The 26,956-nt window shown below is 60.6% G+C and carries 24 protein-coding genes; 1 reads left to right on the top strand and 23 read right to left on the bottom strand.

Annotated elements, in window-relative coordinates:
* The first annotated feature begins 6 nt into the window (after nucleotides 1–6).
* On the top strand, nucleotides 7–519 hold the full coding sequence (locus H8B03_RS12895; RefSeq protein ID WP_193142278.1) for a TIGR02444 family protein: 513 nt from the start codon (nucleotides 7–9) through the stop codon (nucleotides 517–519).
* Nucleotides 520–904: 385 nt separating this feature from the next.
* Here the strand turns inward: H8B03_RS12895 and H8B03_RS12890 are convergent, their stop codons facing one another.
* From H8B03_RS12890 to H8B03_RS12780, 23 genes are all read right to left on the bottom strand, one after another.
* Nucleotides 905–1,177 carry a DUF2274 domain-containing protein gene (locus H8B03_RS12890; RefSeq protein ID WP_193142277.1) on the bottom strand — a complete coding sequence of 91 codons (273 nt, stop codon included), beginning with the start codon at nucleotides 1,175–1,177 and terminating at the stop codon, nucleotides 905–907.
* Nucleotides 1,174–2,373, bottom strand: coding sequence for a TrbI/VirB10 family protein (locus H8B03_RS12885; RefSeq protein WP_226925892.1), 1,200 nt, complete (start codon nucleotides 2,371–2,373; stop codon nucleotides 1,174–1,176). Before H8B03_RS12885 ends, H8B03_RS12890 begins: the two co-directional genes overlap by 4 nt.
* Nucleotides 2,370–3,350, bottom strand: a complete 981-nt coding sequence (gene trbG / locus H8B03_RS12880) for a P-type conjugative transfer protein TrbG (protein ID WP_193142276.1) — start codon at nucleotides 3,348–3,350, stop codon at nucleotides 2,370–2,372. The genes H8B03_RS12885 and trbG overlap by 4 nt, the downstream gene beginning before the upstream one ends.
* Complete coding sequence (trbF, locus tag H8B03_RS12875; protein WP_193142275.1) at nucleotides 3,347–4,030, bottom strand: conjugal transfer protein TrbF; 684 nt, start codon at nucleotides 4,028–4,030, stop codon at nucleotides 3,347–3,349. The genes trbG and trbF overlap by 4 nt, the downstream gene beginning before the upstream one ends.
* Nucleotides 4,030–5,316, bottom strand: coding sequence for a P-type conjugative transfer protein TrbL (gene trbL / locus H8B03_RS12870; RefSeq protein WP_193142274.1), 1,287 nt, complete (start codon nucleotides 5,314–5,316; stop codon nucleotides 4,030–4,032). The genes trbF and trbL overlap by 1 nt, the downstream gene beginning before the upstream one ends.
* Nucleotides 5,317–5,320: 4 nt before the next feature.
* On the bottom strand, nucleotides 5,321–5,590 hold the full coding sequence (gene trbK-alt / locus H8B03_RS12865) for a putative entry exclusion protein TrbK-alt (protein WP_193142273.1): 270 nt from the start codon (nucleotides 5,588–5,590) through the stop codon (nucleotides 5,321–5,323).
* A 4-nt stretch (nucleotides 5,591–5,594) separates the two neighbouring features.
* A complete protein-coding gene (trbJ, locus tag H8B03_RS12860) occupies nucleotides 5,595–6,377 on the bottom strand; it encodes a P-type conjugative transfer protein TrbJ (RefSeq protein WP_193142272.1) in 783 nt (260 codons plus the stop codon).
* A complete protein-coding gene (gene trbE, locus H8B03_RS12855) occupies nucleotides 6,361–8,841 on the bottom strand; it encodes a conjugal transfer protein TrbE (protein ID WP_193142271.1) in 2,481 nt (826 codons plus the stop codon). Before trbE ends, trbJ begins: the two co-directional genes overlap by 17 nt.
* A gap of 4 nt (nucleotides 8,842–8,845) precedes the next feature.
* Nucleotides 8,846–9,115 carry a VirB3 family type IV secretion system protein gene (locus tag H8B03_RS12850; RefSeq protein ID WP_161860992.1) on the bottom strand — a complete coding sequence of 90 codons (270 nt, stop codon included), beginning with the start codon at nucleotides 9,113–9,115 and terminating at the stop codon, nucleotides 8,846–8,848.
* Nucleotides 9,115–9,441, bottom strand: a complete 327-nt coding sequence (locus tag H8B03_RS12845; protein ID WP_193142270.1) for a TrbC/VirB2 family protein — start codon at nucleotides 9,439–9,441, stop codon at nucleotides 9,115–9,117. Before H8B03_RS12845 ends, H8B03_RS12850 begins: the two co-directional genes overlap by 1 nt.
* Before the next feature lie 11 nt (nucleotides 9,442–9,452).
* On the bottom strand, nucleotides 9,453–10,421 hold the full coding sequence (gene trbB, locus H8B03_RS12840) for a P-type conjugative transfer ATPase TrbB (RefSeq protein WP_193142269.1): 969 nt from the start codon (nucleotides 10,419–10,421) through the stop codon (nucleotides 9,453–9,455).
* A 300-nt stretch (nucleotides 10,422–10,721) separates the two neighbouring features.
* Entirely contained in the window at nucleotides 10,722–11,654 is a 933-nt protein-coding gene (locus H8B03_RS12835) for a hypothetical protein (protein ID WP_193142268.1), read from the bottom strand.
* A complete protein-coding gene (locus H8B03_RS12830; protein WP_193142267.1) occupies nucleotides 11,654–13,345 on the bottom strand; it encodes a DUF3696 domain-containing protein in 1,692 nt (563 codons plus the stop codon). Before H8B03_RS12830 ends, H8B03_RS12835 begins: the two co-directional genes overlap by 1 nt.
* 14 nt (nucleotides 13,346–13,359) lie before the next feature.
* The gene (locus H8B03_RS12825; RefSeq protein WP_193142266.1) at nucleotides 13,360–14,337 is read right to left on the bottom strand and encodes a GIY-YIG nuclease family protein; all 978 of its coding nucleotides are present in this window, start codon (nucleotides 14,335–14,337) and stop codon (nucleotides 13,360–13,362) included.
* Nucleotides 14,330–14,845: a hypothetical protein gene (locus H8B03_RS12820; RefSeq protein WP_193142265.1), complete on the bottom strand. Its 516-nt coding sequence runs from the start codon at nucleotides 14,843–14,845 to the stop codon at nucleotides 14,330–14,332. The genes H8B03_RS12825 and H8B03_RS12820 overlap by 8 nt, the downstream gene beginning before the upstream one ends.
* A 9-nt stretch (nucleotides 14,846–14,854) precedes the next feature.
* Complete coding sequence (locus H8B03_RS12815; protein WP_193142264.1) at nucleotides 14,855–15,784, bottom strand: DUF5655 domain-containing protein; 930 nt, start codon at nucleotides 15,782–15,784, stop codon at nucleotides 14,855–14,857.
* Nucleotides 15,781–16,968: a restriction endonuclease subunit S gene (locus H8B03_RS12810; RefSeq protein WP_193142263.1), complete on the bottom strand. Its 1,188-nt coding sequence runs from the start codon at nucleotides 16,966–16,968 to the stop codon at nucleotides 15,781–15,783. Before H8B03_RS12810 ends, H8B03_RS12815 begins: the two co-directional genes overlap by 4 nt.
* Nucleotides 16,965–18,485 carry a class I SAM-dependent DNA methyltransferase gene (locus H8B03_RS12805; RefSeq protein ID WP_193142262.1) on the bottom strand — a complete coding sequence of 507 codons (1,521 nt, stop codon included), beginning with the start codon at nucleotides 18,483–18,485 and terminating at the stop codon, nucleotides 16,965–16,967. The genes H8B03_RS12810 and H8B03_RS12805 overlap by 4 nt, the downstream gene beginning before the upstream one ends.
* The gene (locus tag H8B03_RS12800) at nucleotides 18,485–21,901 is read right to left on the bottom strand and encodes a DEAD/DEAH box helicase family protein (protein WP_193142261.1); all 3,417 of its coding nucleotides are present in this window, start codon (nucleotides 21,899–21,901) and stop codon (nucleotides 18,485–18,487) included. The genes H8B03_RS12805 and H8B03_RS12800 overlap by 1 nt, the downstream gene beginning before the upstream one ends.
* Complete coding sequence (locus H8B03_RS12795) at nucleotides 21,898–22,752, bottom strand: WYL domain-containing protein (protein WP_193142260.1); 855 nt, start codon at nucleotides 22,750–22,752, stop codon at nucleotides 21,898–21,900. Before H8B03_RS12795 ends, H8B03_RS12800 begins: the two co-directional genes overlap by 4 nt.
* A gap of 163 nt (nucleotides 22,753–22,915) precedes the next feature.
* Nucleotides 22,916–23,338 carry a ribbon-helix-helix protein, CopG family gene (locus tag H8B03_RS12790; RefSeq protein ID WP_193142259.1) on the bottom strand — a complete coding sequence of 141 codons (423 nt, stop codon included), beginning with the start codon at nucleotides 23,336–23,338 and terminating at the stop codon, nucleotides 22,916–22,918.
* Between the two features lie 8 nt (nucleotides 23,339–23,346).
* Nucleotides 23,347–25,341 (bottom strand): conjugal transfer protein TraG, encoded by a 1,995-nt coding sequence (locus H8B03_RS12785; RefSeq protein ID WP_193142258.1) that lies wholly within the window; start codon nucleotides 25,339–25,341, stop codon nucleotides 23,347–23,349.
* Nucleotides 25,342–25,358: 17 nt separating this feature from the next.
* A complete protein-coding gene (locus tag H8B03_RS12780; protein ID WP_319022479.1) occupies nucleotides 25,359–26,909 on the bottom strand; it encodes a DUF3363 domain-containing protein in 1,551 nt (516 codons plus the stop codon).
* Nucleotides 26,910–26,956 lie beyond the last annotated feature (47 nt).

The following is a 26,956-nucleotide window of genomic DNA, read 5'->3' as shown; positions in this document are numbered from 1 at the left end:
CAGACAGTGGCTCTTGATCTGGAAAACCCCGCATGGGCTTTCGCGCTTGATTTTTACGGACGCCCCGGCGTGGCTGAGGCATGCCTTACGCTACAGGATCGACTGGACGCAGACATCGTTGAGCTTGTCATCGTGCTTTACGCATGGTCGATGCTTGGCATGTCTCTGTGCGAGGCAGAAGGAGCCGAATTACGGGCCGAAATGCAAGGCTGGCGCGAAATGACCGTGCTGCCACTGCGCCATATTCGCCGCGCCCTCAAACCGCCCCGCTCCGACATGCCGTATGTGACCAAGGAAATACTGCGCGACCAGGTCAAACGGGCCGAGCTGCTGGCCGAGCAGATGCAGATTGCATGGGCCGAAGCCTGGCTGACGCATATAGGTACGACAGGCAGTTCTACGGACCTGTATCCGGTTCCCGCGTGGTTTCTGGCAATCCCGAACGGTGATCCCATGCCGGAAAGCTGTACCCAAGCATTTGCTGTCATTGTTCAAACTGCGATCGGCATGAAACAGTGAAGCTAATGCTATGTTGGCGGGACGAACCGAAAGTACAAAGTAACAGATCGTCGAATGCGACTTTGTGCGGACCATGTTGACGGGCTTTCTCAAGCTGCTGTAGTTCAGCAATGCTCTATCATCGCCGCTCACCTCTCTTCGTGCTCGGGGGGCTGGACCGCCCCAATTCGTGTACAGTTTGTGTGCGCTATGGACGCGAAAACCGGTTCGCTGATCATTGGAGCCCCAGGAATGCCCAACAACGCAGCCACTGCGACAGCGCGGTTAGCTACTGCGCCTATGGAGGATCGGCTCGACTCCGGCGCAACTTCAGGCAGGTAGGGGGTGCCTATGTGCGATCCATGTGCAATGCGATCTGCCGGGAGACCTTTGATTTCACCGATACTTAGCCGTGATCGGTATCCAGAGACTTCGATAGGTCTGGTTTCTTGCGGTTCGCCCGCGATCCCGTTTTGCGCGCTGCGGCGAACCCACGGTCGGTTGACATGAACCGGGCAAGCATGGGGGCGACGAGGCGGGCGGGCTCAAGATCCTGTCCGGTCTGTTGGCCGAGGACCGTCGCGTAGTCGCAGAGATCGCGGTGCACGTCGGCGGGAAGCTCCACCGTCAGTTTGACCGGCTTGTCGTCATGGATCGGGCCAAGCTTCAGCTTCGTCATCTTACTTCTCCCAAAGGCTCGAGGATCAGGTCGCGGGTGACCATTACGCGGACGGGGAAGCCCGGGCGGATGGTCAGCGTCGGCGGGACGGCGAGCTGCTGCCGGACGATCTCGTCCCCGGTCCGCCCGATCGTGTCCTGCGCGGCCTCGCGAATGGCACGGGCGACGTCATCCTCGCTGTCGGCCCCGCTTTCCAGGCCGAGGTTCAGGATCGTGGCGAGGCCTGCGGCGAGAAAGACGCGACCCCAATGATAGTTGACCTGGTCCTGCAGGCCAGACGCGCCAGTTCCGTCAGTGCCGGGCGCGCGTTCCAGCACAATGGAGCGACCATCCGGAAGGATGAGGCGGGTCCAGACGAGGAGCAGGCGGCTTTGCCCGGATGCGATGCGGCTGTCGTATTCTCCCAGCAGGCGCGCGCCTTGCGGGATCAGCAGGTATCGCCCGGACGGGCTGTCGTAGACGTCTCCAGTCACCTGGGCCGAGATCTGGCCGGGAAGGTCGGAGCGCAGGCCGGTGATCAGGGCGGCCGGGATCACCGTGCCGGCCTGCAGGATGTAGGGGCTGGGCGGCGGCACTATGCGTTGCGCACTGACGGTGTCCGTGTCTCCGGGACGGGTGAGGAACGCCTCCCGGCCGGAAATCGGATCGCTTGCCGTAGGGCTGCCCAATGTGGAGGGGAAGAGCGCGCCGGTCGCGGGGGAGGTCGGTGTGGCCTGTGTTCCGTTGCGCGGCACGGTTTGCGCCTCGGCGAAAAGGGCGCTCAGTCGGGCGGCGTCGAGTTCCTGGAGACGGCGTTGTTCCTCCGGATCGACTGTGGGGGCCAATGGACCGGAAAGGGGCGGTGCCGGGACCGGCTGGCCGCGATCTTGCGCCCCAAGGATGGCGCGGCCCAACTCACCGGGCAAGGGTGGGCCGAGACGCGGGACATCGGCGTAATCCCGAGGCAGTGAGGACAGCCCTTCAGCCGCCTGAATGCGTTCGGTGGAAAAGAGCTCCGTCTGGTTGCCCTCCTGCCGGTTGTACTGCAGGGCCATGATCAGGATTGCGCCAAGGCCAAGTCCGCCGATGGCGGTGGCAAGGGCAATGGCCCGGCGGGACAGGCGCATGACACGGGGCGGATCGGGCCTGAGACGGAGTTCATGGACGATCTCTTCCTCGGTCCGTGGCGGCTCTTGCATATCAGGGACTTGTGTCATCGCTCCACCTCTGGCTGGGGCGCAGGCGGCGGGCGCTGATCGCCATCCGTACGCACGATCCGCACGACCTGCTGTCGTCTTTCGCCGAGACGCAGTTCTGCAGCCCCGAACAGCCGGTCCACGATCAGGACGTTGCCGAGCACGCGGGTGTTCACGATCTGGCCGCGCCCATCCGCGCCGATCACGAAGAGCGGAGGCATTTCGCCCTGGGCGATGCCGGGTGGAAAGACGACATAGACACGCCGTCCATCGTCGAAGACCGAGACCGGCCGCCAGGGCGGGGCGTCGCCCTGCAGGCCATAACGGTAGTGCCGGTCGGCCTCGTGCGGGATCGCCGGGCGGCCAATTGTCGGGGTGCGGGGCGTGGTTCGCACCTCTGGATAGGCCCACGCCACGCTGGGCATCCAGGCTTCTTCATTTGCACGCAACTCGATGTGGTAGCTGCGCCGGTCGGTGTTGACGACGAGATTGGTGGTGATGTCGGGGCGCGTGGGTTTCACGAGGATATGGACGCGGACTGTGGATCCAGCGCCGCTGGTGGTGTCGCCAATGATCCAGCGCGCGGTGTCGCCCGCCGCGATCGGGCCGGGGCCGGTCAGGCGTTCGCCAGGTTCGAGCGCGATATTTGTGATTTGGCCGGGTGCTGCGTAGATCTGGTAAAGCGCGCCTTCGCTCCACGGGAAAACCTGCATGGCGTTGTAGTAGCCCTGCTGGCGGGGCTCGACCCGGGCCGCGGCATTGGCGGCGATGATGCGGGCTTCCGGTGTGTCCGCTTCCGGATCGCCGCCGCGGGAGGGCGTCCAGGCAGGCGGTGTGTGAACCGGGCGGGGCAGCCCCTCGGCCGGGGGTGGTGCCGGCGGCGGAGCAAGGGCCGGGACCTGGTCGTCATAGGCGATTTCGGGCGGGCGTTGCCCCGTGCAGGCGGTCAGCGCCGTGGCCGCTAGGAGAAGAACGGGGATGGGGCGAAGTCGTCTCATTGGGCATTCTCCCTCGACCAGTTGATGGCATGGACATAGACGCCGAGCGGGTTGGCCCGCAGGCGCTCTGCATCGCGCGGGGGCTGGATCACGACGGTCAGGATGGCGGTCCAGCGTTCGGTTGTGGCGAGCTGACCGTTTTCATAGCGGCGCTCGATCCAGGCGACACGGAAGCTCGACTCCGAGGCGCGAATGACACTCGAGACCTCGATGGAAATCTGCGTGTCGCCGATCAGCGCGAATGGATCGTTCACCCGGGCATGGTCATTCAGCGCGACAGCGCCGCGATCGGTAGCGAAATCGTAGGCGCGCAGCCAGTTCTGGCGCAGCACGATCGGATCGGCCGGGACCTGCCGGACATGCTCGACGAAGCGGGCGAGATGCCAGGCGATCTGCGGATCGGTCGGGCGATATTCGGCGAGCGCCGGGGCGACGGCCTGTGCCGCGCCGAGATTGTCGACCTCGACCACGTAAGGGACGACGCTGCTGCGCGTCGATTGCCAGGCGAGGGCCGCGCTGAGCCCGGCGGAGAGGGCGAGGCAGCCCATCGCCATGAGGCGCCAGTTGCGGGCTTGGACGCGGGCCGAGCCGATCCGCTCGTCCCAGACCTGGGCGGCCTTCTGGTAGGGGGTGACGGGTTCGGGCGTGGTGCCGTAGCGGACACTGGGGCGTCGGAACATCAGGAGGACCTTTCGGAGAGGCTGACGACCGTGCCGCCGCCGCCATGATCGCCGGAGCGGATGACGTGGGCGGCGGTCGAGAGGCCGTGTTGAAGGGATTGCTGGCGCTTCATCCGGCGCGCCCAGTCGGGTGGGCCGTCATTGGCCGGGGAGGGCGGGGCACCACCCGCCATCCGTCCCCCGGTGGCGGCATAGGCTGCGCGGGCGCCGGACTGCGCGCCGTCCGAGATCGCGCGCCGGAGCGGGCTGAACGCGGCGACAGCACCGGTCTTGCCAACAGCGGCCGCGCCACCGACGGTTTTTCCGAGGCCTGTGCTGCGCGAGGCCGCGCCGAGCTGGTATGCAGTGGCGGTTCCGCTGCCGACAGCGCTGGCACCGCGCAGGGCGGCACCGCCAGTGCCAAGGGCCATCCGGGTTCCGGCGACACCAGCGACTGCAGACCCGCCCACGGCAATTCCGGTGCTGACAGCGGCCCCTGCGCCAAGTTGCGGCCCGCCAGAGACGATACCATTGGCGATGCCCGGTCCGAAGATGCCAAGAGCGAGGAGCGCCAGCGCGCCAAGGACCACCGACATGGCGTCGTTGATCGTGGGTTCACCCGCGAATCCGGCGGTGAATTCGCTGAAGATGGTGGAGCCGATGCCGACGATCACGGCCAGCACCAGCACCTTGACGCCGGAGGAAATGACGAGGCCCAGCACGCGTTCGGCCATGAAGGCGGTCTTGTTGAAGAGGCCGAAGGGCACGAGGATGAAACCCGCCAGCGTGGCCAGCTTGAATTCGATCAGGGTGACAAAGAGCTGGATCGCGAGGATGAAGAACGACAGCAGGACCACCAGCCAGGCGAAGAACAGGATCCCGATCTGGATGAAGTTCTCGAAGACGGCGACGAACCCGGAGAGGTCGGCGATGGAGGCGAGGATCGGCTGCCCGGCCTCGAGCCCGACCTGCGCGATGCGCCCCGGCTGAAGCAGTTCACCGGCGGAGATCGTGCCGCCGGTGGCGACCAGGCCAAGGCCCGCGAAACTGTCGAAAACGATCCGGGCCAGCGTGTTCCAGTTGCCGATGATATAGGCGAAGACCCCGACAAAGAGGGTCTTTTTCACCAGCCGGGCGAAGATGTCGTCATCCGCGCCCCAGGCCCAGAAGAGGGCGGCCAGCGTGATGTCGATGACGATCAGCGTGTTGGCGAGGAAGGCGACGTCGCCACCCAGAAGGCCGAAGCCGGAATCTATATAGGAGGCGAAGACCTCGAGAAACCGGTCAATGACACTGACGCCGCCCATTCCCTCACTCCGTCCCGGCCGGCTCTGGAGCCAGATCGAAGAAGCGCTGCCGGGCCGCCTCCCAGGCGGCGCGGCATTCGGTGTCGGTGGCGTAGTCTTCGGGCGTCAGGTCACGGCAATGCGCGAGGGTGCTGCGCAAGGCGTCATCCCTGACCACATGCCCGGTGTCGGTGGGCAGGACCGTGCGTGTCAGTTCGACGGCGGCGGCGAGGGCGGCAAGGCCGCCGATACCGAAGGCGACAAGGCGCAGAGTTCGCGGGGTGTCGAGGGCCATGCGCTTACTCCCCGAACAGCCGTACTGTGCCGGGGGAGTAGCCGCCGCCGTAATCCAGAAACCGCGCGAGGTTCTCGCGGCCCTGCGCCTCGGCGGAGGCGATGCGGGCGGTTTCCAGCGCTTCGGCGCGGTTCTGCGCGGCGATGGCGGCGGTCAGATCGGCGATCTGCGTCGACTGCAATGCGAGGAGCTGGTTCCCGGCTTGGGCCACCTGCAGGGCCCCAACGGCGCCCTGGCTTTCGCGGATGAGCGCGTCCATCTGGCTGCGGGCTCCGTCGATATTGCCCACTACCCCGGCCTGCACGCGCAAGCTGTCCTCGAAGCCCGCGACCGAGGTCTCCCACCGCTTGCGCGCTCCGGCGATCATCGCGTCGAAATCACCTTGCGCTGCGGCAGTTCCGTAGTCCTGAGCAAAGGCCTGTTCGATGGTCGCCACGTCGAAGGCGAGGCTTTGGGCATCGGCCAGGAGTCGCTGGGTTTCACCGATGGCGTCCTGCAGTTGCGCCAGCGAGGAATGCGGCAGGTTTGCAAGGTTCAGCGCGTCGTTCATCAGCATCTGCGCCTGGTTCTGGATCTGCGCGATCTGGTTGTTGATCTGTTCGAGCGCGCGGGCGGCCGAGAGGATGTTTTCGGCATGGTTGCGCGGGTCGTAGACGATCCGTCCGCCACCGCCGAAGAGGAAGGCCTGGGCCGGTGTTGCGAGAACCGGTGTCATTACGAGGGCGCTGGCCATCAATACGGCGGCGAGTTTGCGGGGCCGAGCAGGGCGCTCAGGATTGCGGGTCATGTTCTGTCTCCTTCTGGTCGGTGGGTTGGGGTTCTGGAACGGGTGGCGCTGTGGCGGGGCCAAGCAACTCGACTGCCCAGTCGAGACCGCGATGGCGCAGCCAGGCGGCGGCAAAGCCGTTCTGGCCATGGTCGGCGATAAGATTGCTGATTGTGGCCTGATCGGCCTTGGAGGAGGCGGCGGTGAAGGCCAGCGCCACCTCGCCGAGGCCCAGCGAGAAGAGCCGGTTGCCACGCCGCGACTGGCAGTAGTAGTCGTGCTTCGGCGTCGCGCGGGCGACGATGTCGATCTGGCGGTCGTTCAGCCCGAAGTTCCGGTAGATCCGGGCGATCTGGGGCTCGAAGGCACGCTCGTTGGGAAGGAAGATCCGCGTCGGGCAGCTCTCGACGATGGCAGGCGCGATGAGGGACCCGTCGATATCGGCCAGCGATTGGGTGGCGAAAACAACGCAGGCGTTCTTCTTCCGCAGCGTCTTCAGCCATTCGCGGAGCTGCCCGCCGAAATTGGCGTCATCGAGCGCAAGCCAGCCCTCGTCGATCAGGATCATGGTGGGACGTCCGTCGAGCCGCGCCTCGATCCGGTGGAAGAGATAGGCGAGCACGGCGGGTGCCGCTGCTGAGCCGATCAGCCCCTCCGTTTCAAACGCGAGCACCTCGGCGCTGCCCAGGTCTTCGGCTTCAGCATCGAGAAGCCGTCCGAAGGGACCTCCGATGCAGAACGGTTTCAACGCGCGCTTTAATTCGGTCGATTGCAGCAGGACCGAGAGGCCGGTCAGCGTGCGTTCCTGGGGCGGGGCCGACGCGAGCGAGGTCAGCGCCGACCAGAGATGGTCCCGCGCAGCAGGGTCGATCGTCGCGCCTTCCCGTCCGAGGATTCCCGCGAGCCAGTCCTGCGCCCAGGCGCGTTCCGACGCCTCATCGATCCCGGCGAGCGGCTGCAGCTGCACCGCGGGATCTCCGTCGGCCAGCGCATCGCCGAGGTTTTCCCAATCGCCGCCCATGGCGAGCGTGGCACAGCGGATTGATCCGCCGAAATCGAAGGCGAAGACCTGGGCACCGGCATAGCGCCGGAACTGCAGCGCCATGAGGGCCAGCAGGACTGATTTGCCCGCCCCGGTCGGGCCGACGATCAAGGTATGGCCGACATCGCCCACATGTGTGGAGAAGCGGAACGGGGTCGTGCCGTCGGTTTCGGCGTGGAACAGTGGCGGGCCGTCGAGGTGGTCGTTCTGGTCCGGCCCCGCCCAGACCGCCGAGATCGGGATCATATGGGCCAGGTTCAGCGTCGAGATGGGTGGCTGACGGACATTGGCGTAGAGATGGCCGGGCAGGGAGCCGAGCCAGACCTCGAGCGCGTTCAACGTCTCCGGGATGCAGGTGAAATCGCGCCCCTGGACAATCTTCTCGACGGCCTTGAGCTTGGCCTCGGCGGCTGCTGCGTCCTCGTCCCAGACGGTAATCGTGGCGGTGACGTAGGCGGCGCCCGCCACATCGGCGCCGAGTTCTTGGAGCGCTTCATCGGCATCTGCCGCCTTGTTGGCCGCGTCGCTGTCGAGCAGGGTCGAGGCCTCGTTGGTCATCACCTCCTTTAGGATCGCGGCCACCGACTTGCGCTTGGCGAACCACTGGCGTCGGATACGGGTGAACACCCGGGCGGCATCCGTCTTGTCGAGGCAGATCGCGCGCGTGCACCAGCGATACTCGAAACCCTGAGCGTTCAATTCGTCGAGCAAACCGGGCCAGGTGGCGCTTGGCAGGCCGATGATGGTCAGGGTCTTGAGATGAGCGGCCCCGAGCCGTGGTGTCAGCCCACCCACCAACGGATCATCGGCCAGCACCGCGTCCAGATGCATCGGGACCTCCGGGACGCGGACGCGCTGGCGCCGGGTCGAAACGGTCGAATGCAGGTAGGTCAGGGTCTCGGCATCGGAGAGCCAGGCGATTTCCGGCATGAACCCGTCAAGCAGATCGATCAGCCGGTCGGCGCGGCTGACAAAGCTGGAGACAAGATCCTGAGGCTTGGTGCTGCGATCCGGTGCGTTTTCTAGCAACCAGCCCTCGGCGCGGCTCGCGTCGTCAGCGGGCGGCATCCATATCAGCGTCAGGAAATACGCGCTCTCGAAATGAGCGCCCGCTTCTTCGAACTGCGCGCGGCGTTCGGCATCGACGAGGGCGGAGACAGGATCGGGGAACTCGGAGGCCGGATAGTCCTGTGCCGGGATCCGCTGCGCCTCGATGAAGACGGCCCAGCCAGAACCAAGCCGCCGGAGGGCGCTGTTCAGCCGGGCCGACGTGGCGACCAGTTCGGCGGGCGTGGCTGAATCCAGATCCGGCCCCCGAAACCGCGCTGTGCGTTGCAGGCTGCCATCTTTGTTCAGGATGACGCCGGGTGCGACCAATGCAGCCCAGGGCAGAAAATCGGCCAGAAGGGCGGATTTGGAGCGGTATTCGGCGAGACGCATCATCGGCTCAGACCCCGAACCAGGAGGGGTAACGGAGATGCCGCCGCGCCACCTCGGCGATCTGCGCATCCCGCTTCGCGGCCCAGACCGCGAGGAGATGACCGACGAGCCAGAACACGAGGCCTACGAGCCAGAGCCGCAGGCCAAGCCCGATGGCCGCGGCCAGAGTCCCATTGGCAATGGCGATGGTGCGGGGGGCACCGGCCAGCAGGATCGGATCGATCAGGGCGCGGTGCACCGGCGCGAAATAGCCGGGAATGTCGGTGGGGTTCTCCATCAGATCAGCGCTCCGCCGCCGAAGGAGAAGAAGGACAGAAAGAAGCTCGAGGCCGCGAAGGCGATGGAAAGGCCGAAAACGATCTGCACAAGCCGCCGGAAGCCGCCTGAACTGTCGCCAAAGGCCAGTGTCAGGCCCGTGACGATGATGATGATCACGGCGACGATCTTGGCGACCGGACCTTCGATCGACTCGAGGACGGATTGCAGGGGCGCTTCCCACGGCATTCCCGATCCGGCGGCGAGCGCCGGATCGGGCAGGGTAAAAGCGATCAGGCCGAGCGCGGTTGCGCCAAGGGCTGTGCGAAATGATGGCAGAAGGGTCATGGATGGCTTCCTTATTTTTGTGTGAAGAGGGGGGTGAGAGCGTAATCGCCCGAGGCGGTCAGGCCGGTGACACGCGCCAATTCGGACAGGCGACGATCAGCGCCCCGTCCGGACAGAACGGCGATCAGGTCGATGGTTTCTGCGATTAGCGCGCGTGGGACGGTGACCACCGCCTCCTGGACCAGCTGTTCGAGCCGCCGCAGAGCACCAATGGCGGACCCGGCATGGATCGTCCCGATCCCGCCTGGATGGCCGGTGCCCCAGGCTTTCAGCAGGTCGAGCGCTTCCGGGCCGCGCACCTCGCCGATGGGGATTCGATCAGGCCGCAGCCGCAGCGACGCGCGCACGAGATCGGACAAGGTCGCGACCCCGTCTTTGGTGCGAAGAGCCACGAGGTTGGGGGTCAGGCATTGCAGTTCGCGCGTGTCCTCGATCAGGACAACGCGGTCTGCGGTCTTGGCGACCTCCGCCAACAGCGCATTGGTGAGGGTCGTCTTGCCGGTGGAGGTCCCGCCCGCGACAAGAATATTGGCCCGGCTGGTGACCCCCTCGCGCAACTGCGCAGCCGCATCTGAGGAGAGCATGCCCTTTGCGACATAGTCCTCGAGGGTGAACACCGCGACGGCGGGCTTGCGAATAGCAAATGTGGGTGCAGAAACCACTGGGGGCAGCAAACCCTCGAAGCGCTCGCCCGTGTCCGGCAATTCAGCCGAAACACGCGGGGCCGCAGGATGGACCTCCGCCCCGACGTGATGCGCGACAAGACGGATGATGCGCTCGCCATCGGCGGGAGACAGCACTGCGCCTGTGTCGCTCAGCCCATCGGCCAGCCGGTCAACCCAGAGCCGCCCGTCAGGGTTCAGCATCACCTCGACGACGCCCGTATCTTCGAGCCAGGCGGCGATGCCCGGCCCAAGTGCCGTGCGCAACATGCGTGCGCCGCGGGAAGACGTCTCGGTTTTGAAAGACGTAACGGTCATGGTTGGCCTCGCGATGGATCACGAGACCGATCAAGAAGACCGCTATTGGCCTAGGGGCAACAGCTGTGAAGGCGTAGTAGGGGCATGGCGCGTAAAGGCAGGGGCATTGCTGAGATCACCAGCCAGTCAAAGTGCAATTGGGCCATAGGATTTGGTTCTTGGAGCGTGCCACCGTCGTTTGATGCCTTTTGGTCTTGGTTGAACAACCACTCATTTCGAATCCGCTTTCCTCCGCCACTTGCCCTGGCGAAAGCGTTCTCCCTGTGCTGCGCGAGATGGAAGATAATCGAACTCTCACCGTCAGAATAACTCGGTGCTACCGTCGTCATGGAATCGGACAGCATATCCCGCGCGCGCGTAGGCTGTTGATCCGTCTGCAAATCTGTTACGAAGATTCTGAGCGTGTTCGAAGTCCAAGAGTGTGAATGCAGCGGACTCAGCCGGTCCATCTGCAGATAAGCCCGCACCAATCATGATCCCGCCCAAGTCTGTCAAAACGAAGCGATCGTGGAAGTCTTCGCCGCCCTTTTTTTCCGACCACGCGTAAAGCTCCAAGCTGTAGCCTAATGGGAGTCGTCCTTTGATCTGGGCGGCACCGTCTCGAGCAACGAGCTCAGGCGGGGGGCGCGAACCATGTTCTCGGAAATGGATCTTGATGACTTTTGGCGGCCAAGGCCCACGTCCGAGTCGATCAAGCAGCGCTACAAGTGGGGCGAGATAATTGCCCTCGGTTGGTCGAAGATCGAAATAAGGATCAATGATATCGACCTCCCTCGACACCGCAGCAAAGGTATTGAGGGTGTCGGCAATTTTGTCTTCCGTCCTTGTCACGTTGCAGCTTGTTGCTGCGCTAAAGAGCGCATGTCCATCGGAGCAATCGTCCGGATGCATTGACTCTGCGCAGGCCGTATTTCCAGCGTCGCATATGATTGCTTTGAACGGCCGGGCGGCGTGTTCGCATAGGGTGTTGTTTATCCAGTTTTCCTCGTAGTCATAGGCACGATTGAAATCGACGACCTTATGCTTCGAGTTGCGCAAACGTTCTGTGATGCTGGACATACGAATATCCGGTACGCCAGCCTCTTTTGCTGCTTGGATGACTTTCCTCTCCCATTTTGTTGGAAATCGTGAAATCAGTCGACCTTTATCCGCGCCGAAGCGGTCGATCAGGTCTTTAAAGGTTCGCCAGTCCGCGCCAATGGCAGCAGGCTCTACCGCGTATTCTGACAGCATCAGAACAGTTCCTCCGCCCGTTCTTCGAAGAACCCATCTGGCCACCGGTCAGAGAAATCACCGTCTCTATCAACGCGAAGGCGGCGAAAATGCACTTCTTTTTCGGAATTTTCGACGTATATGACAGAGAGATCATCGGGTTTCAGTGCATTTTTTCTTGGCGGGAGTTCTCCTTCGGTGGTCTCCCGCACTCTGCGTAGGAGCCGCAGCATGATGTGTTCGCTATGGGTTTCGACAAGTAGGGTTTTGCCTGAACCGAACGATTGCTCGCCGGGCACTACAGCATGAATGAAAAGGTCGCCGACCCCGACCTGAATTGCCGGATGTACGTGAAGTTCGGGCTGCTCGATTGCCAGAATGCCATCCTTGTCGCGAAGGCAAGCGACGATGACCGGGATCATCTGAGAGATGCCAACACCAACATCGCTTGGGGCTACATCAATGCCTTTCACCACGTCACGCAAAACAACCTCGGTACGCGATCCCAGCTTCTGGAACTCTTCCTGTAGTTCTCCGATGTCGTCTTCGCTGATGCCGCGTTTGAACAACTGATCGATCCGGCTTGAGACCGGTATTTCCAGATACTCCGACTTCGCGATCTCGTAACTCGTTCCCAGACCGTCCCTACCACTCAGCCAGGCATTCACTTCGCTAAGCAATCTGCCCTGCTTGTCTGAATAGAGAAGATCCCATGCCGCCAGGCCCTGTGCCCAACGCCCCTCATCAGGTGAAACCTGGGGTCGGAAAGCCCTTGGAGGGATGTCCCGGAGCGGACCAATGTAGGTCATCTCCGAAAGGTAGTCGCGTGCAATGCGCAGAGGTCCCAAAAGTAATTCATCTAGCAATAAGGATAGGCCACGCACTCGCGGCGTGTTGCCTTCCAGTTCCAGCTTCATTGGTTCCGGATCGCGCAGTTCCAGTGCCCAGGGCTTGGTAATATCCGGCAGAGCGCCAATCACGGATGAAGAGGCGATGCGAAATTCGCCGATACCTTTCAAGTCAGCTGATCTCGCCATATCTCTTGATAGTTCCCAAATCTCGATCCCCAATTTGGTGCCGAGTGGGTCGCCTTCAGCAAGGCCTTCGGGCACTTCGTCGTCTGCATCCACATACTCCTGCAAAAGTGGATGCTGGAAGTTGAAGTCGGTTAGCTGCGCCTGCCCAGCTTGCGGTGGAGACTTGATTGAGGCGATGTTTTCGCCATCCATCTCGACAATCAAGACCGATACATAAGGCGCGTTGATCAAGTCACTCCATTGAACCTGTAGGGAGACACCGATCTCTTGGACAACAGCGTACTCCTTCAGATCGGTGTTCTCGCCAACGATGTAGCGGATGCGCAGACTTTCAAACTCAGGATCACCGAGCGAATTTCCGTTATTGATTGGCAGCCGTTCATTACCCTGATCTCCGGACAAATCGATGACCAGCTTGATCGTCATTGAATTCGAGAGATCATGGTTATGGATCAGCTTCTTGAAACCGCCGAGATCGATCAGGCCGCCCGCAATCGTTTGATCCGGATCGGGGTTCTTCCTCTCTAGGATTTCGCGAACATAGTGCAACGCCTGAAGGATCGTGCTTTTGCCCGCGCTATTTGGGCCGAACAACAGCGTGATCGGCCGTAGCTCAATGACCTGCTTGGCACCAACACCTTTGAAGTTTTCGATTTCGATCCGGCTCAGTCGCATGACATTCTCATTTCTTACTTCACGCCCTTGGCCTTCGCAGCCGCGGCGAGAATTTTGGGCATCTTGGAAAAACAAAAGGTTTGGAAAACCCGTTCCATGGCGTCCCATTCACCAGTGTAGAACTCTCCTGACTGTGAAGTGAATTCCTCAGCAAAGCGCGCTTTCAATTCTGTCTCATGACTATGAGTCGTTGCCCCATCGTCAAACGGTTGGTGGTACTTTAGTTCCCATCGGCAAACAGCGCTTTTGGGAAACCCGCCGTTGACCTCTTTGAACCGACGGATTGGATCATTTGATCTGCCGATTTTCACCAATGCCTGGCCGAGGTGAGGGCCGGTTCTGCCGAGCAGTGCTTCCGCATTGGCTGTCAATTTCATCAGGTATAGGTGGTTCTCACCGTCTTCGTGCTTGGAAGTTCGGTCCCCGAAACTTGGAGGAATACCCTTGGACGGCTTGAGCACGTCATTCATATAGCCGCTGTCGAGTTCATCCGTTGCGATGGGCGGTTCACCGTAGACGTTCACCTGCCGGACATGGTGGCTGAGCGCCCTGCGCTTTTCATCTGGCTCAAGCAGGACAGCCTTGGTCGTTCTCTCAAACCGCTTCTTGCTGTCATAGGCTATCGGCGCAATGGTCTTGATGTGAACCCGGTTTGTGACGCGCCATGCACGGACAACCTTCAGGCCGTAAGTCCACCGATCCTGAAAACCATGATCTAGCTTCCATTTCCTCGACTCCTCAGTCTGCCGGTCCAGATCTTGGCATCGCTCCAATTTGACCTCCATGAAGCCAAGGGCTTGCCTCTGAAGATCGGCGTCAGTGAGAGAGTCTACGGCACCGTAGATGAGGACAAGATCTCCGTCCTTCATCTTGGTCAGCATATCTTCACGCTGAGCTTCGTGCGTGAAGCCAATATAACCGGCGTCTTCCGGGTTGAAGCCGTAGAATGCGCGCACCCAGATCTGGCGGTCTTCAGGGAGGAGCTCACCCATCTGCACGCCCTTCAATCAGCTTCGGGAAGTTTGCCGAAAACGCCGCCAGAACGTCCCGCCATGTGACCGGATCGGATTTCGCTTTGCTGCGCACCACGTTGAGAACCGAATAGCCAGCATCGGACAATGCGTCGCGCAGGTCCCGTTCCAGTGCCGCCATCCGGTCGCGAACAGGTTTGTGCAGCTCCATCTGCTCACCGTGATCCTGCTCCTCGGTCTTCCCGATCTCTGGGAAAATCGGCCCGTAGGAGACCAAATCGAATTGCCCGCATTGCTCCGGTTTGATGCCCTGCTCGGTAAGCAAGCGGCGAAGGCTGTTGGATGCTTTCTGAAATCCCAGATGTTGCCCCATCCGCGTGTACGGCGCGGTCGCGTATGGGCTGCTGTTATCCCCGGTGCGCCCGACATACAGGCGTTCACCCTTCGGCGTGTCGATCCGCCAGACATAGAGCCAGAACCCGCGTTGCAGCATCGGGCCGGGCAGGGTGAGAGTGTGGAGTTCCGCCATCACCCCACCTCACGCATTCTCATAGCTGCGCTCGAACAACGGCTTGGCCTTCTCGAAATCTTCCATCGAGCGGATGGTGATTTCCAAATCGCCGGTGCCGAAATGGCCGATGGTGCGCACGTCGCGGGTAAAGCCGTCTTCCAGCGTGATGGTGTCGGGGTCGACCTTGACGTGGACGATCAGCTTGCGCTCCTGGGTCTTGATCTCGACGCAGGCGAAATTCTTGATCCGCTTGAACGCGAAATAGAAGCGCAGCACCTTGAACTGTACATCATCCCCCAACCCTTCGAGGTGCTCCTTCACCGTATCAAAGAGGGCGCGCAGCTCACCGTCCGCCTTGTCGAGATATTGCGAGACGGTGGTGTATTTCTGCTTTTGCCCGCCGTCCGTGCCGCCATCAACTTTATCCGTCGCGATCACGCCGTTCAGCGGAGCAGAGGCTGCGTTTACCTGTTCCAGCAGCAGCAGGTCGTCGTCGAATTTCATGTAGCGGATAAGTTCGATGTTGCGGTTCATCTGCTTGATGGCGTGCTCATCATAGCGGGAGAAGTCGCCGGCGATGCAGATCAGGCGCGGCGATGACCACTCGACGGATTGGGCGGCCTTCTCGCCGAACTTCTTCAAGACCAGCATCTCGAAATCGCCGCGATGGGTCACCAGCCAGTCAAGATAGAACAGGCCCTGATTGATGACGTTCATGTTGGAGGAACGCTTGTATTCGATGATCACCGGGCAGGAATTCTCGTCGATGCCAAGCGTGTCCATCCGCCCGCCATGGTCGCGGCCGGTGGAAAATTCCGACGCCAGAAAGCGGACACCCAGAAAGGTCTCCAGGTTCTGCTCGATCAGCGTCTGCAGCGATTTTTCCAGCGCAAGCGACGTGCCATGCACCTCGCAGACATCCGTACCACCAATCCGGAAGAGTTTCAGATCACTCATAGCTCCCCCCGGAAAGCGCGCTGTGAGAGGGCCGCAAAGAGGTCATCTAAGCCATCGACATGTTGAGACTGGATGTCTATTGCGCGTTTAGTTTTCTGGGCGATCTTTAGAAACTCAATTTGCCGCGTCATGTCTGGAATGGGTATTTCTAGTTCTCTCAGTGTCTTCGGATTCAAAAATGTGAATGCATCATCCTTGTTGTTTGCTTTTAGTGCCCCGATACGTCCGGGCAAATACGTAAACAGCGACACAAAATAATGAGATGTCAAACTATCCGGATTGAGTGCAACTCGAACGAGGTTTGTGCTGATTATTGAACGCTGATGCGAAGTCGTTGCGATGCACATACGACCAACAGTTCCAGCACGTGAAATCAGTACATCGCCGGATTTCACACTGTAACGAAGCAGTTCCTGATATTTCTCATCCGTGATAAACAGCTTGGGCACATCAACAAAAAAGTTGTGCTGGACGTTTTCCACGCCCCACACCGGCACGCCAGCATCGACATACTCATGTTTTTTTAGTGCCGCTCCGAACGGGCCTGATTGAATTCCGGTTCTTGATCCATCCAGATGTAACCGGACTTTTTCACGCACAAAACCATGTGGGTTTATTATCGGATCACCGAACATCTCCAGAAACACCGATTTGAGAAAATCGTCGGCGAGGGCGAGGGCCTGCTGGCGTTTGCGGCGGATGGCATCGGCCTTGTCGAGGATCACCGCAATCCGGCGTTGTTCGTCGAGGCGAAGCGCTGGAAAAGGCAAGGTCCTCAGAAGGTCAAGTTTGATGCCTTTGACGGTGGCACCCTGTGCTTGCCCTTCAAGGAATTCACCCTTTGCGAGAAGGAAGTGAAGCAAAAACCGCTTGTCGATTTTTCCCTTTGGTAGCAGCGCCTTCAAATCCTGATTAATGGCCATATCGACCGAATTGATTGCAGCTTTTCCGACTGCCATCCTTGTAGGGATGATAACATTTCCGGAAGGAATGATGTTTGTTGCCGAGCGCTTAAGCCCTTCCAGTGTTATGGATTCTTCGGTGGCGTCGAGTGCAGTCGATTTGAAGTCTTTGACTGTGGCCCATGGAATATTCCCATTCCAGAACTCTGAAACAGTCCGGCTAGGGGTGCCGCCCCCTTTTATCTCGACCAGATCGCCAAGTGGAATGGTTTGGGTCGTCATCCCAACATCCCCTCAAGTTCGGCGAGGTCCTTGGCGATGTCGTCATTCAAGCTCTTCATCCGCTTCAGGATGAGCTTCGGCGGGTCGTATTTTTGTTCCGCGTAGACGCGCTCCTTGTACTTGGAGAGCGAGAGGTCGTAATTCGCCTCGCGGATGTCATCGGCCGGAACGAAGAAGGCCTTCTGCTTGCGGTCCGTGTCGCGCTTCGGATCGCGGTTCCGCCAAGCGGTGATGCAATCGGGCAGGTCATTGGCCTCGATCGGGTCGCGCTTGTCGTCCAGCGAGTAACCGTCCGCCTCCACATCGTAGAAGAAGACATCATCGGTGCGCCCGCCTTTGGTGAAGACGAGGATGCCGGTGGACACACCCGCATAGGGCTTGAACACACCCGCGGGCAGCGAAATCACCGCCTCCAGCTGGTTGTGATCGACCAGCAGCTTGCGCAGCGCCACATGGGCGGTGGACGAGCCGAAGAGCACGCCATCGGGCACGATGGTGGCCGAGCGCCCGCCGGTTTTCAGCATGCGCAGGATCAGCACCAGAAACAGCAGTTCCGTCTTCTTCGTCTTCACCTGTCGCAGAAGCCCGGCATGCACATCCTCGAAATCAAGCGATCCCTTGAAGGGCGGATTGGCGAGGACAATGTCAAAGCCTTCGCTTGATGATTTGGGGAATTTCTCCGGGAAGCTGTTGCTCAGCGTGTCTTGGTAATGGATGTCGGGATTGTCGACGCCGTGCAGCATCATGTTCATGGCCGCGATGCGCAGCATGGTGGCGTCGAAATCGAAGCCGTGGAACATGTCGTTGCGGATATGGGTCCAATGATCTTCGAGCAGGTCGCCGGTGAAGGTTTTCTCGGTCTTGCCGGTGTCCGGATCCGTTTCCTCCATCACCGCTTCGGGCGACGTGTGGTTTTCGAGAAGATAGTTCATCGTCTCGACCAGAAAGCCGCCGGTTCCACATGACGGGTCGGAAATCACGTCGGTGGGCTTGGGCTCCAGCATGTCCACCATCAGGCGGATGATGTGGCGCGGTGTCCGGAACTGTCCGTTGATGCCTGCCGTGGTCAGCTTGCCGAGCAGATATTCGTAGAGGTCGCCCTTGGTGTCGCCAGCGGTGAGCGGCAGGTCGTTGATCATGTTGACCGCCTTCACCAGAAGGCTGGGCTTCTGGATCATCAGCTGCGCATCCTTCATGAATTCGGCAAAGGTGGTGCCGACGGATGCCTTGCGGAAATGCGGGAAGACCCGGTCGCGCACCAGCGGCAGCATCTCGTCGGCACCCAGATGGCGGAACTGCGACCAGCGGAGTTCCTGTTCATCAGCATTGAACCGGCGCTTGAACTCCACGCCGCTGCGCTTCAGGCGGTTTTCGTCGCGGGCTTCGTTCACGTCGAGCAAGCGCACGAAGATCAGGAAGGTGATCTGCTCGATTACCGTCAGCGGATTGGTGATGCCGCCGGTCCAGAACTCGGTCCAGAGGGCATCGATCTTCTTTTTCAATTCGCCGGTTACCATTAGTGTAGCTTTCCTTGGGATGTATCGGCTCCGTCATCGCCTTTGGGCGCCGGAGCGAAGAGATTGACGATCTTCATCAACTGGTCAATGTCATCGGGTTTTTCGAAAATGCCCTCGGGACCATCGGCATCCACAACCGTGAATGGCTGGTCATAGAGGCGGTCGATGGTGATGAAACCGAATTTGATGATGTGGTTTTGCAGCAGCGCCAGGAAGCGTGTCTGCTTGGCGGTCAGTTCGGGATGGCCCAGCACGAAAGCCGAGAACTTTTCCTTCACGGCCTGTTCTTCGAGCCCGACCATCTTGCGGATGGTGATGTCGAGCGGCAGCGTCGTGGACGCAAAAAACTCTTCCAGCGCGTTGCGGGTGACATCGGGGTTCTGGGTCAAGACCAGCGAGATGATTGCGTTGAGGTCCTCGGGCGTGACCGCCTCGCCTGCGCGGATTTTCTTCAACGTCGCATTGGTCTCGAAGTGTTTTTTCAGTTCAGCTTCCACGAGCTGCTCATACGCAGCCATGTCCACGGTCTTGAGCGAAGCGCTGCGCCGCGAGGACTGCACGAGACCGGTGTCTTCAGTGATGTCGACGATCTTGGGGCCGTTGCCGCCAATCTTTTGTCGGTCGCGGTAGATCATGATGCTGCGCAACGGCTCGCGCACGGCCTCAAGGTCCATCACGGTCACGCCGTTCCAGAAGGCATCCGACTTTGCTTTTTTGATGATTTCGGCTTTCTCACGGACCGGGTTGAGATGCATCTGGAGCGAGCCCAGACGATCGAGGAAATCGATCTTGAGATCGGTGACTTCGGCAGACTGATGCAGGACCGCGATCTGAGCCTTGCACACAAGCAGATCGAACGCATGCGCCTCGGCCTTGCCCCTGATATCGCGCCATTGCATCAGCGGGGCGATGGTCTGGCGCAGCACCGATACTGTCCCGGGATCGAACCGTTTCAGGTTCTCAATCGAAGCAGTCGAGCGCTTCTCCCGCCACTTCTCCCGCACCGCGACGGTGTTTTCATCGAGCGCATTGATGTCGGCAGCGATCAACTGGATCACGTGATCGAAGACGGCAATCTCGCTTTTCTGCAGTGCCGTTTCAGCAAGCTGGATGCGCTGCTCGAAAAGCTGTTGGAGCAGTGATTTTGTAACCGTCGGCTCGGCAGGTTTGTACCCCTCTTCGAAGCGTTTGAAGTTAGCCCAGTGGTCGAAGATCCGGAAGACGGTCTTGTCCTTTCCAGGGCCAAACAAATCGGTGCAAAGCCGTGTGCCGCGTCCAACCATCTGCCAGAACTTGACCGGCGAGCGCACAGGTTTGGCAAAGACGAGGTTCACGATCTCGGGCACATCGATGCCGGTATCGAGCATGTCCACCGAAAGGGCGATGGTGAGCTCGCTGTTGGTGCCCGTTCCCTTGAAGTCATCGATCAGGCTTTCCGCGCGTGGGTCATAGTTGTCGATCACCTGACAGAACTTTCCGCCATATTGCGGATACATCTCGTCGAATAGCCGGCTCATCAGCATGGCGTGTTCGTGATTGCGCGCAAAGATGATCGTCTTGCCGATGGCCTGTCCGTTCGCATCTCGGATGCCGTTTTCCATCAGATTGCGAATGATCACACGGTTGGTGTCGCGATTGTAAATCGCCTTGTCGATCTGTTCTGAGGAGTAGTCATAGTCATTCGGGTCTTCGCCTTGCGCTTCCAGTTCCTCGATCTGCGTTTGGGTCAGCCCATCAAGTGTGATGCCGTCACGAAGGAACTGAGTGGTATGATCGATCACCTCAAAGGGAACAAGATGCTTCTCACCCACCGCCTCTTCCAGGTCGTAGCTGAAGGTCGGCAGCTTGCCCTCGCAATTGAAAAGGCCAAAGGTCGACCGTGTCACGAAATTGACCGGCGTCGCCGTCAACCCGACCTGGAGGCTGTCGAAATAGTGAAAGAGATCACCATAGATGTTGTAGATGCTGCGGTGGGACTCGTCAGCGATAATCAGATCGAAGAACCCCACATCGAACGACTGGTACACCTTGAGCATCGCCGGGTACGTCGAAATGAATATGCGCTCCGTGGCAGCCCCGTTGACACGAGAGTTGACCACCCGGATCGGCTCTGAATCGAGGAAGTCAGTGAAGGCGTTCTTCGCCTGTTTGCGGAGCTCCTTGCGGTCGCAAAGGAACAGCACCCGCTTTGCCCATCCGGCGCGGATCAGCAATTCGGCAAGAGCGATCGCAACACGCGTCTTGCCGGTACCTGTTGCCTGAACGATCAACGCCTTTCGATGCTTGTCGGTAAAGCGCTCAGATACGCGTTTGATCGCCTCGATCTGATACAAGCGATTGACGATCCGCTCTTGCGGTACAAGCGACTTAAGATCCTTGCGGCTCTTGCGCTGGAACTTGACCAGATACTGCAGACTGTCCTTGGAATAGTAGCCGAACACCTTTCTCGGCGGGTACCCGGCTGCATCGTCCCACATCCAGATGTCGTATCCGTTGGTGTAGAAAATGACCGGCCGCTGGCCAGACTTCTTCTCAAGCGCATCTGCGTACAGCACCGCTTGCTTTCGGCCGAGTTCCGGATCGACGGAGGTTTTCTTTGCCTCTATAACCGCCAGTGGCGAGCCGTCTGCGTCCAACAGGACATAGTCAACGAAGCCCTTTCCTGACGGTGTAGGTTGGCCATCGACCTCCATTTCCTTCACGACTTCATTCGTCGAGGTTTCTCCCGTCGCAACATTCCAACCGGCAGCCGCGATCAGGTTGTCAATGATGCGGGACCGAGTTGTCGCCTCATTGAACTCAAGGACGTCGGCGGTCTGCTGAGCGGATTTGGCGAGGCTTGCTAGTTCGTCAGCCTTTTTCTCGGCGGCTTCAACTTGCTCGCGGGACTTTTCTACCTCTGCCAGAAGCGCAGCGATCTGCTCTTCCTGAGCAGCTAGCTTTTGGAGGGTCTGCTTCTCTTGCTGAGTAAGCGGTTGCTGTTCCTTGCCGACGCTTTCGAGCTTTGGCTGCTCGAATGTCGGCAGCGTTTTGTGGTCGACCTGACAGTAGTTGATAATGGCCCACTTGCTGAGATCGTGAGCTTCCTTGAGCAACCACAGGGCGTCATTCCGGGAAACATCATCGCCATGTGCCGCCTTATTTCCGAATTTCCTGATGGCATGCAGCTTGTTCAGCACGACTTTCGGCACCACGGCTACAAAGGCGCTGTTGGTGAGAAGATCGATTTGAGTCGGTCTAACCGGTTTGGGCAGATGAAGTGCGTAATAGATATCCTTCACGAGATTCTCTGCCAGAAGCCGGAGATTGAATATAGCACTCCGGGCATCGAGCATCACGTAGCTCTCGGCCCTTGCGCCAAGAACAGCAACCTCGGGCCAGTGGTCCTTTAGAAAGTCGAAATTGGAGGCCGTCATTTTGTCGCCTCCTCGACAGCGGCGTCGAAAGCCGACTTGTTCTCAATGATCACCGGGCATTCGCCTGGGTCGTCCATGAGATGCGCCACGTCTAACCGCAAACGCTTCTCAAAGTAGTACAACATGGCCATCCGGGTGGATACGGTAAGCCTTGCATCGCGCATGCCGTAGTCGGTTGCCACTACCTTCTTCTGCGAAGCGGACAGCGCGGGGTTGGGCACGAGGCGGATTTCGAAAGACTTGTTCCAATAGATATCGTCATGCACCGATGCGGCAGATGCGCCAGGCTCACGGGAGCCAAGACACCTTGATAGCAGGAAGTCTTTGAATTTTTGATCGATGTGACAGTAGGCTCTTGTGTGCCAGCGAAGCCCATCAGTTGCAAAGCTGTGGGGAGTGATGCGGCGCCAGAGTGCATCTGGTTTGCCGGGGCTCATCGACTGATAATTGATTTCCACCGACTGGTTGTTTGCAATGCACTCATTCAGGCGTTGCAGCACCAAAGGATCAATCAGCCGTTTCGGAATCCGTATACCTTCAGTCGGAAGCAGGACAGAAGTTTGGGAATCATCTGCTTCTCTCAGCAGGCCATTGAGGAAGACATCTGGCTTCAGCTCGATGAAGTGAGGCGCAAACTCCTTCGTCACAAAGTACCGCTTCTCGCTGTGATCGTACTTTATGTTTTGCGGGTATAGCGATTGGTAGGCTGCTATATCCTTGGAAGCTTGAGGTACCGAGATTCCAAAATGCGATGTGAGGTCGACACGGTTGAGGCTACCAAGCCAGAAGGCTTGGTACTCGATAAACTGGAACCTTTGTTCCGTCGCCCATTTCAGTTCGGTGGAAGCCATCGCTCGACTCGCGGTTGGGTATAATAAGTATTCGTATACAAAGTATCCGAACCGAGGTCAACCGACTTTGTTGAGGCCTGAGTCGACGCCTTGCAGAACGTCAAACTGAGCAACGACCTGTGAACAAGTCCATATTTTGGATCACTTTTTTCTGTTTTTGTTGCTAACCTTGGACTTCGGGGTTTGGCTTTTCCCTAGATAGCTCTCTTGTCAAGGTCGTTCCTTTACCCAACCGTCGCGCCAGCGTCTCAACGAACCCGCCATACCGCTCTTTTCCCTTCGCCTTGGCGGCCGCGTAGGTGTCATCGGGCAGGGGGGGCGTCGTGGTCAACCAGAAGCGGACGAACAGTGCCAGCGCCTCGGTCGTGATCTCCTGGTCGCGTTCCAGCCGCTCGAGCGACCGCGTCAGACGGTCCAGCCTGCGGACGATCGCGGCCTCGCTCTGTTCGGCGCTGTCTGGGGAGAGGAACGACGCCAGCGCCGCCTCGATGACTTGTGTTTTGGGGACGCGACGCCGTGCTGCCAGTGCGTCGATTTCGTCGAAGAGGGCAGGGTCGAGATAGGCTGTGATCTTGGCTTTCTTCATGGGTCGCCTCACAGCTCAATGCCGTCGTCGGGATCGAGGGCCGCTTGACGCGCGACGGAGCGGAAGCGGGTCTGCATGGCGCGGGCGCGTTGGGCCTCGTCGTCGGGTTCGTCTTCGAGGGCGGCGAATTCCTCGCGCGGGAACGGCAACTCAGGCGCCACATCTTCATGTTCTGGGATTTCAGGCTCTCGTCGGATGCCGCCATCTGTATCGTCAGCGGGCTTGTTCGTACCAGCTTCCTGAGGTGGCACTATCGGCTGAAGACTGCTCCAATCGTCTGATCCCGCAGGGCTGACGGGTGCAGATCCTCCGACGATAGGCGGCTTTTGGATTCTCGCCGTCAGTTGCGCATCGCGGAAGTACCGCACTTTTTGTGCCCGGATCGGGGCTGCGCCCGACACGAGGATGATTTCGTCATCGGGCGGCAGCTGCATGATCTCGCCGGGGGTCAGCAACGCGCGGGCGGTTTCCTGGCGCGAGACCATCAGATGTCCGAGCCAGGGCGACAGGCGGTGCCCGGCATAGTTCTTCATCGCGCGCAACTCGGTCGTGGTGCCGAGGGCGTCTGACAGGCGCTTCGCCGTACGTTCATCATTTGTGGCGAAGGCGACGCGGACATGGCAGTTGTCCAGGATGGCGTTGTTCTGGCCATAGGCCTTTTCGATCTGGTTCAGCGACTGGGCGATCAGGAAGGCCTTGAGGCCATAGCCCGCCATGAAGGCGAGCTGGGATTCAAAGAAGTCGAGACGGCCGAGGGCGGGGAATTCGTCGAGCATGAACAAAAGGCGGTGCTTGCGGCTGGTGTTGTGCAGGTCTTCGGTCAGACGACGACCGATCTGGTTGAGGATCAGTCGGACCAGCGGTTTGGTGCGGGAGATGTCCGAGGGCGGCACCACGAGGTAGAGGGTGAGCGGCCGATCATCCGAGACGAGATCATCGATCCGCCAGTCGCAGCGCCGGGTCACGGCGGCGATCACGGGATCGCGGTAGAGACTGAGGAAGGACATGGCGGTGGACAGGACGCCGGAGCGTTCGTTCTCGGATTTGTTCAGCAGCTCGCGAGCGGCCTGGGCGACAACAGGATGCGGGCGATCTCCGAGATGGGCAGTCCGCATCATTGCAGTCAGTGTGGCGGCGATGGGACGCCGCGGATCTGACAGGAAGGCGGCGACGCCAGCCAGTGTCTTGTCCTTTTCGGCATAGAGGACATGCAGGATTGCGCCGACCAGAAGGGAATGGCTGGTCTTCTCCCAATGGTTCCTCCGCTCGAGCTGGCCTTCAGGATCGACGAGGATGTCGGCAATGTTCTGGACGTCGCGGACTTCGCGCTCGCCGCGGCGGACCTCGAGCAGCGGATTATAGGCGGCGCTGGCGGCATTGGTCGGATCAAAGAGCAGGACGCGTCCGAACCGGGCACGCCAACCGGAAGTCAGCTGCCAGTTCTCGCCCTTGATATCGTGGACAATCGCGGAGCCGGGCCAGGTCAGCAGGCTTGGGATCACCAGGCCGACGCCCTTGCCGGAGCGGGTGGGCGCGAAGCACAACACATGTTCCGGTCCGTCATGCCGGAGGTAGCGCTTGTCGAGACGGCCGAGTACGACCCCGTCGTCTGCGAACAGCCCGGCGGCGGTGATATCCTTGGGGCTTGCCCATCTGGCAGAGCCATAGGTTGTCACGTCGCTCGCCTCGCGCGCCCGCAGGACCGACAGCAAGATGGCGACGGCAAGGGCGGCTATCCCGCCAGCGCCGGCGATTGCGGCCCCTTCCATGAAGACGCGCGGCGCGTAGGCGTCGTACCAGTACCACCAGGTGAAGACCTGCCACGGGCGATAGATTGGCAGGCCGAACAGGGCGGTGAGAGGCGCGCCAAGCTGGGGTTGGAACCCCAGACGAAACGCGACCCATTGCGTCGCCGCCCAGACGAAGATCAGCGCCACGATGCTGACGATGAGGATCTGGCCCCAGAGGATCTTGGTGGCCGATGACGTGTCCTGACGGCTCATGGTGATGTCCTTTCTGCTCAGAGGCTCAGCCCACGCTTGCGCCCGAGGCTCCAGTCGATCCCGCCGCCGGGCGTCATCGTGCCCGTGACGGATTGGCCGAGATGGCGTTCGAGTTGCGGGGTCCAGGGAACAAGCGAAAATCCGAGGCCATCATCGATCATGGCGAAGCGGCCCGAGGCGAGATCGAGGCGTTGGCGAAACGTCCCTGCGATGGGTTCGCCCTCGGTCGGCTTGTAACGGGAGAGGCCAGTTTGTGTGCTGAGGTCTTGAGCGATGGCGTCCAGTTCGCGGTTGCGCAGGGTGGCCAGCAGATCGCGGGCAAAGGTGACCCGCTGACCTTGCCGTCGGGCGAGGCCTTCGGCGACAAGGTGGTCCGAGCGCCGCTCCAATGCCCGGCGAACCTCTGCGCCAAATCCAGCACCGCTCAGCGGTGCGCGGTCCTGGGCTAGATGCAGGCGGTCGAGCCAGGTGGCACCATCCGCCTCGATCTGTGCGGTCAGCGACAGCTCGGAACGACCGACAAGAGACAGTTGCGGTGTCCCGTCCGTCTTCCCCGTCCAGAGCCGGGTTTCGACGATACCACCTTGCGGCGTGTCGCCGGTCGCATCGAGATCCCGGAAACGCAGGTGATGAACACGACCGTCAACGCCGTCGATGATCGCGTAGCCGGTCCCGGCGTGGTCGTCATGAAAGCCGCGTTCCACGAGCCGCCCGAGGATCGGCGCGGTGGGCGTGCCTTCGATGGCGAAATCACCCGCTGCGCGGTTGCGGTCGGCGCCCATGGCCCGGTGCATCCTCTTGATGATGTCGCCGCGCATCCCAAGCTCGCGCAGAGTGTCTTCGGCAGTCGGTTTCAACTCCCAGACGGCGGGGGCGATTTGTTCGGCCAGTCCGAGCCTCTCCAGTGTCTGGGCACGCCCGATCATCAAGCGGCGGAGCTCCGGATCGCGGGGCTCCGGCGTTCCGCGGCGCAGGTCGGCGATGCCGGCATGATCGTCCGCGAGGGATCGTAGGCCGCGGTCGAGATCGGTCCAGCGCTCCGCCGTGACCTGCGTTTCGAGCGCTTGGGAAATCTCCCGCTCGCTGCGAGGTCCCAATTCCAGTTGCACGAGGTCTTCTGCGCGCGCGCGAAACCCCTGGCTGATATAGTTACGCGAGATCACAAGGTCCCGCCCATCGTCGGCCTTTCCGCGCACCAGGATGTGGACATGCGGATTGTCGGTGTTCCAGTGATCGACGGCGACCCAGTCGAGTGTTGTGCCGAGATCCCGTTCGGCTTGGGCCATCAGATCACGGGTAAAGGCGCGCAGATCCTCGAGATCGCCCGCGTCCTCCGGCGAGATGATGAACCGGAAATGATGCCGGTCGTCTTCGCAGCGCGCCGCAAATCCGCCCCGGTCGAGATCATTGCGTTCAGACCCGAACAAGTCAGCGTCGCGCCCGTCCTGACCGACGCCATCGCGCTGCAGGTAGCCGAGATGCTTGGCCATGGGCGCGGAGCGAAAGCGCTTGCCTTGGTGGCGCACGACGCGTGCATTGACTATGACGCGCCGAGATGTGCGTGACATGTTCAGCGCTGCTCTCTGAAAGCGCCCACGTCCGAAAGATCCGGAAG

This window comes from Meridianimarinicoccus sp. MJW13, assembly GCF_014901205.1.
Classification (GTDB): Bacteria; Pseudomonadota; Alphaproteobacteria; order Rhodobacterales; family Rhodobacteraceae; genus Meridianimarinicoccus.
The sequence above is the reverse complement of the archived record's forward strand: the minus strand, read 5'-3'. Positions and strand labels throughout refer to the sequence as shown.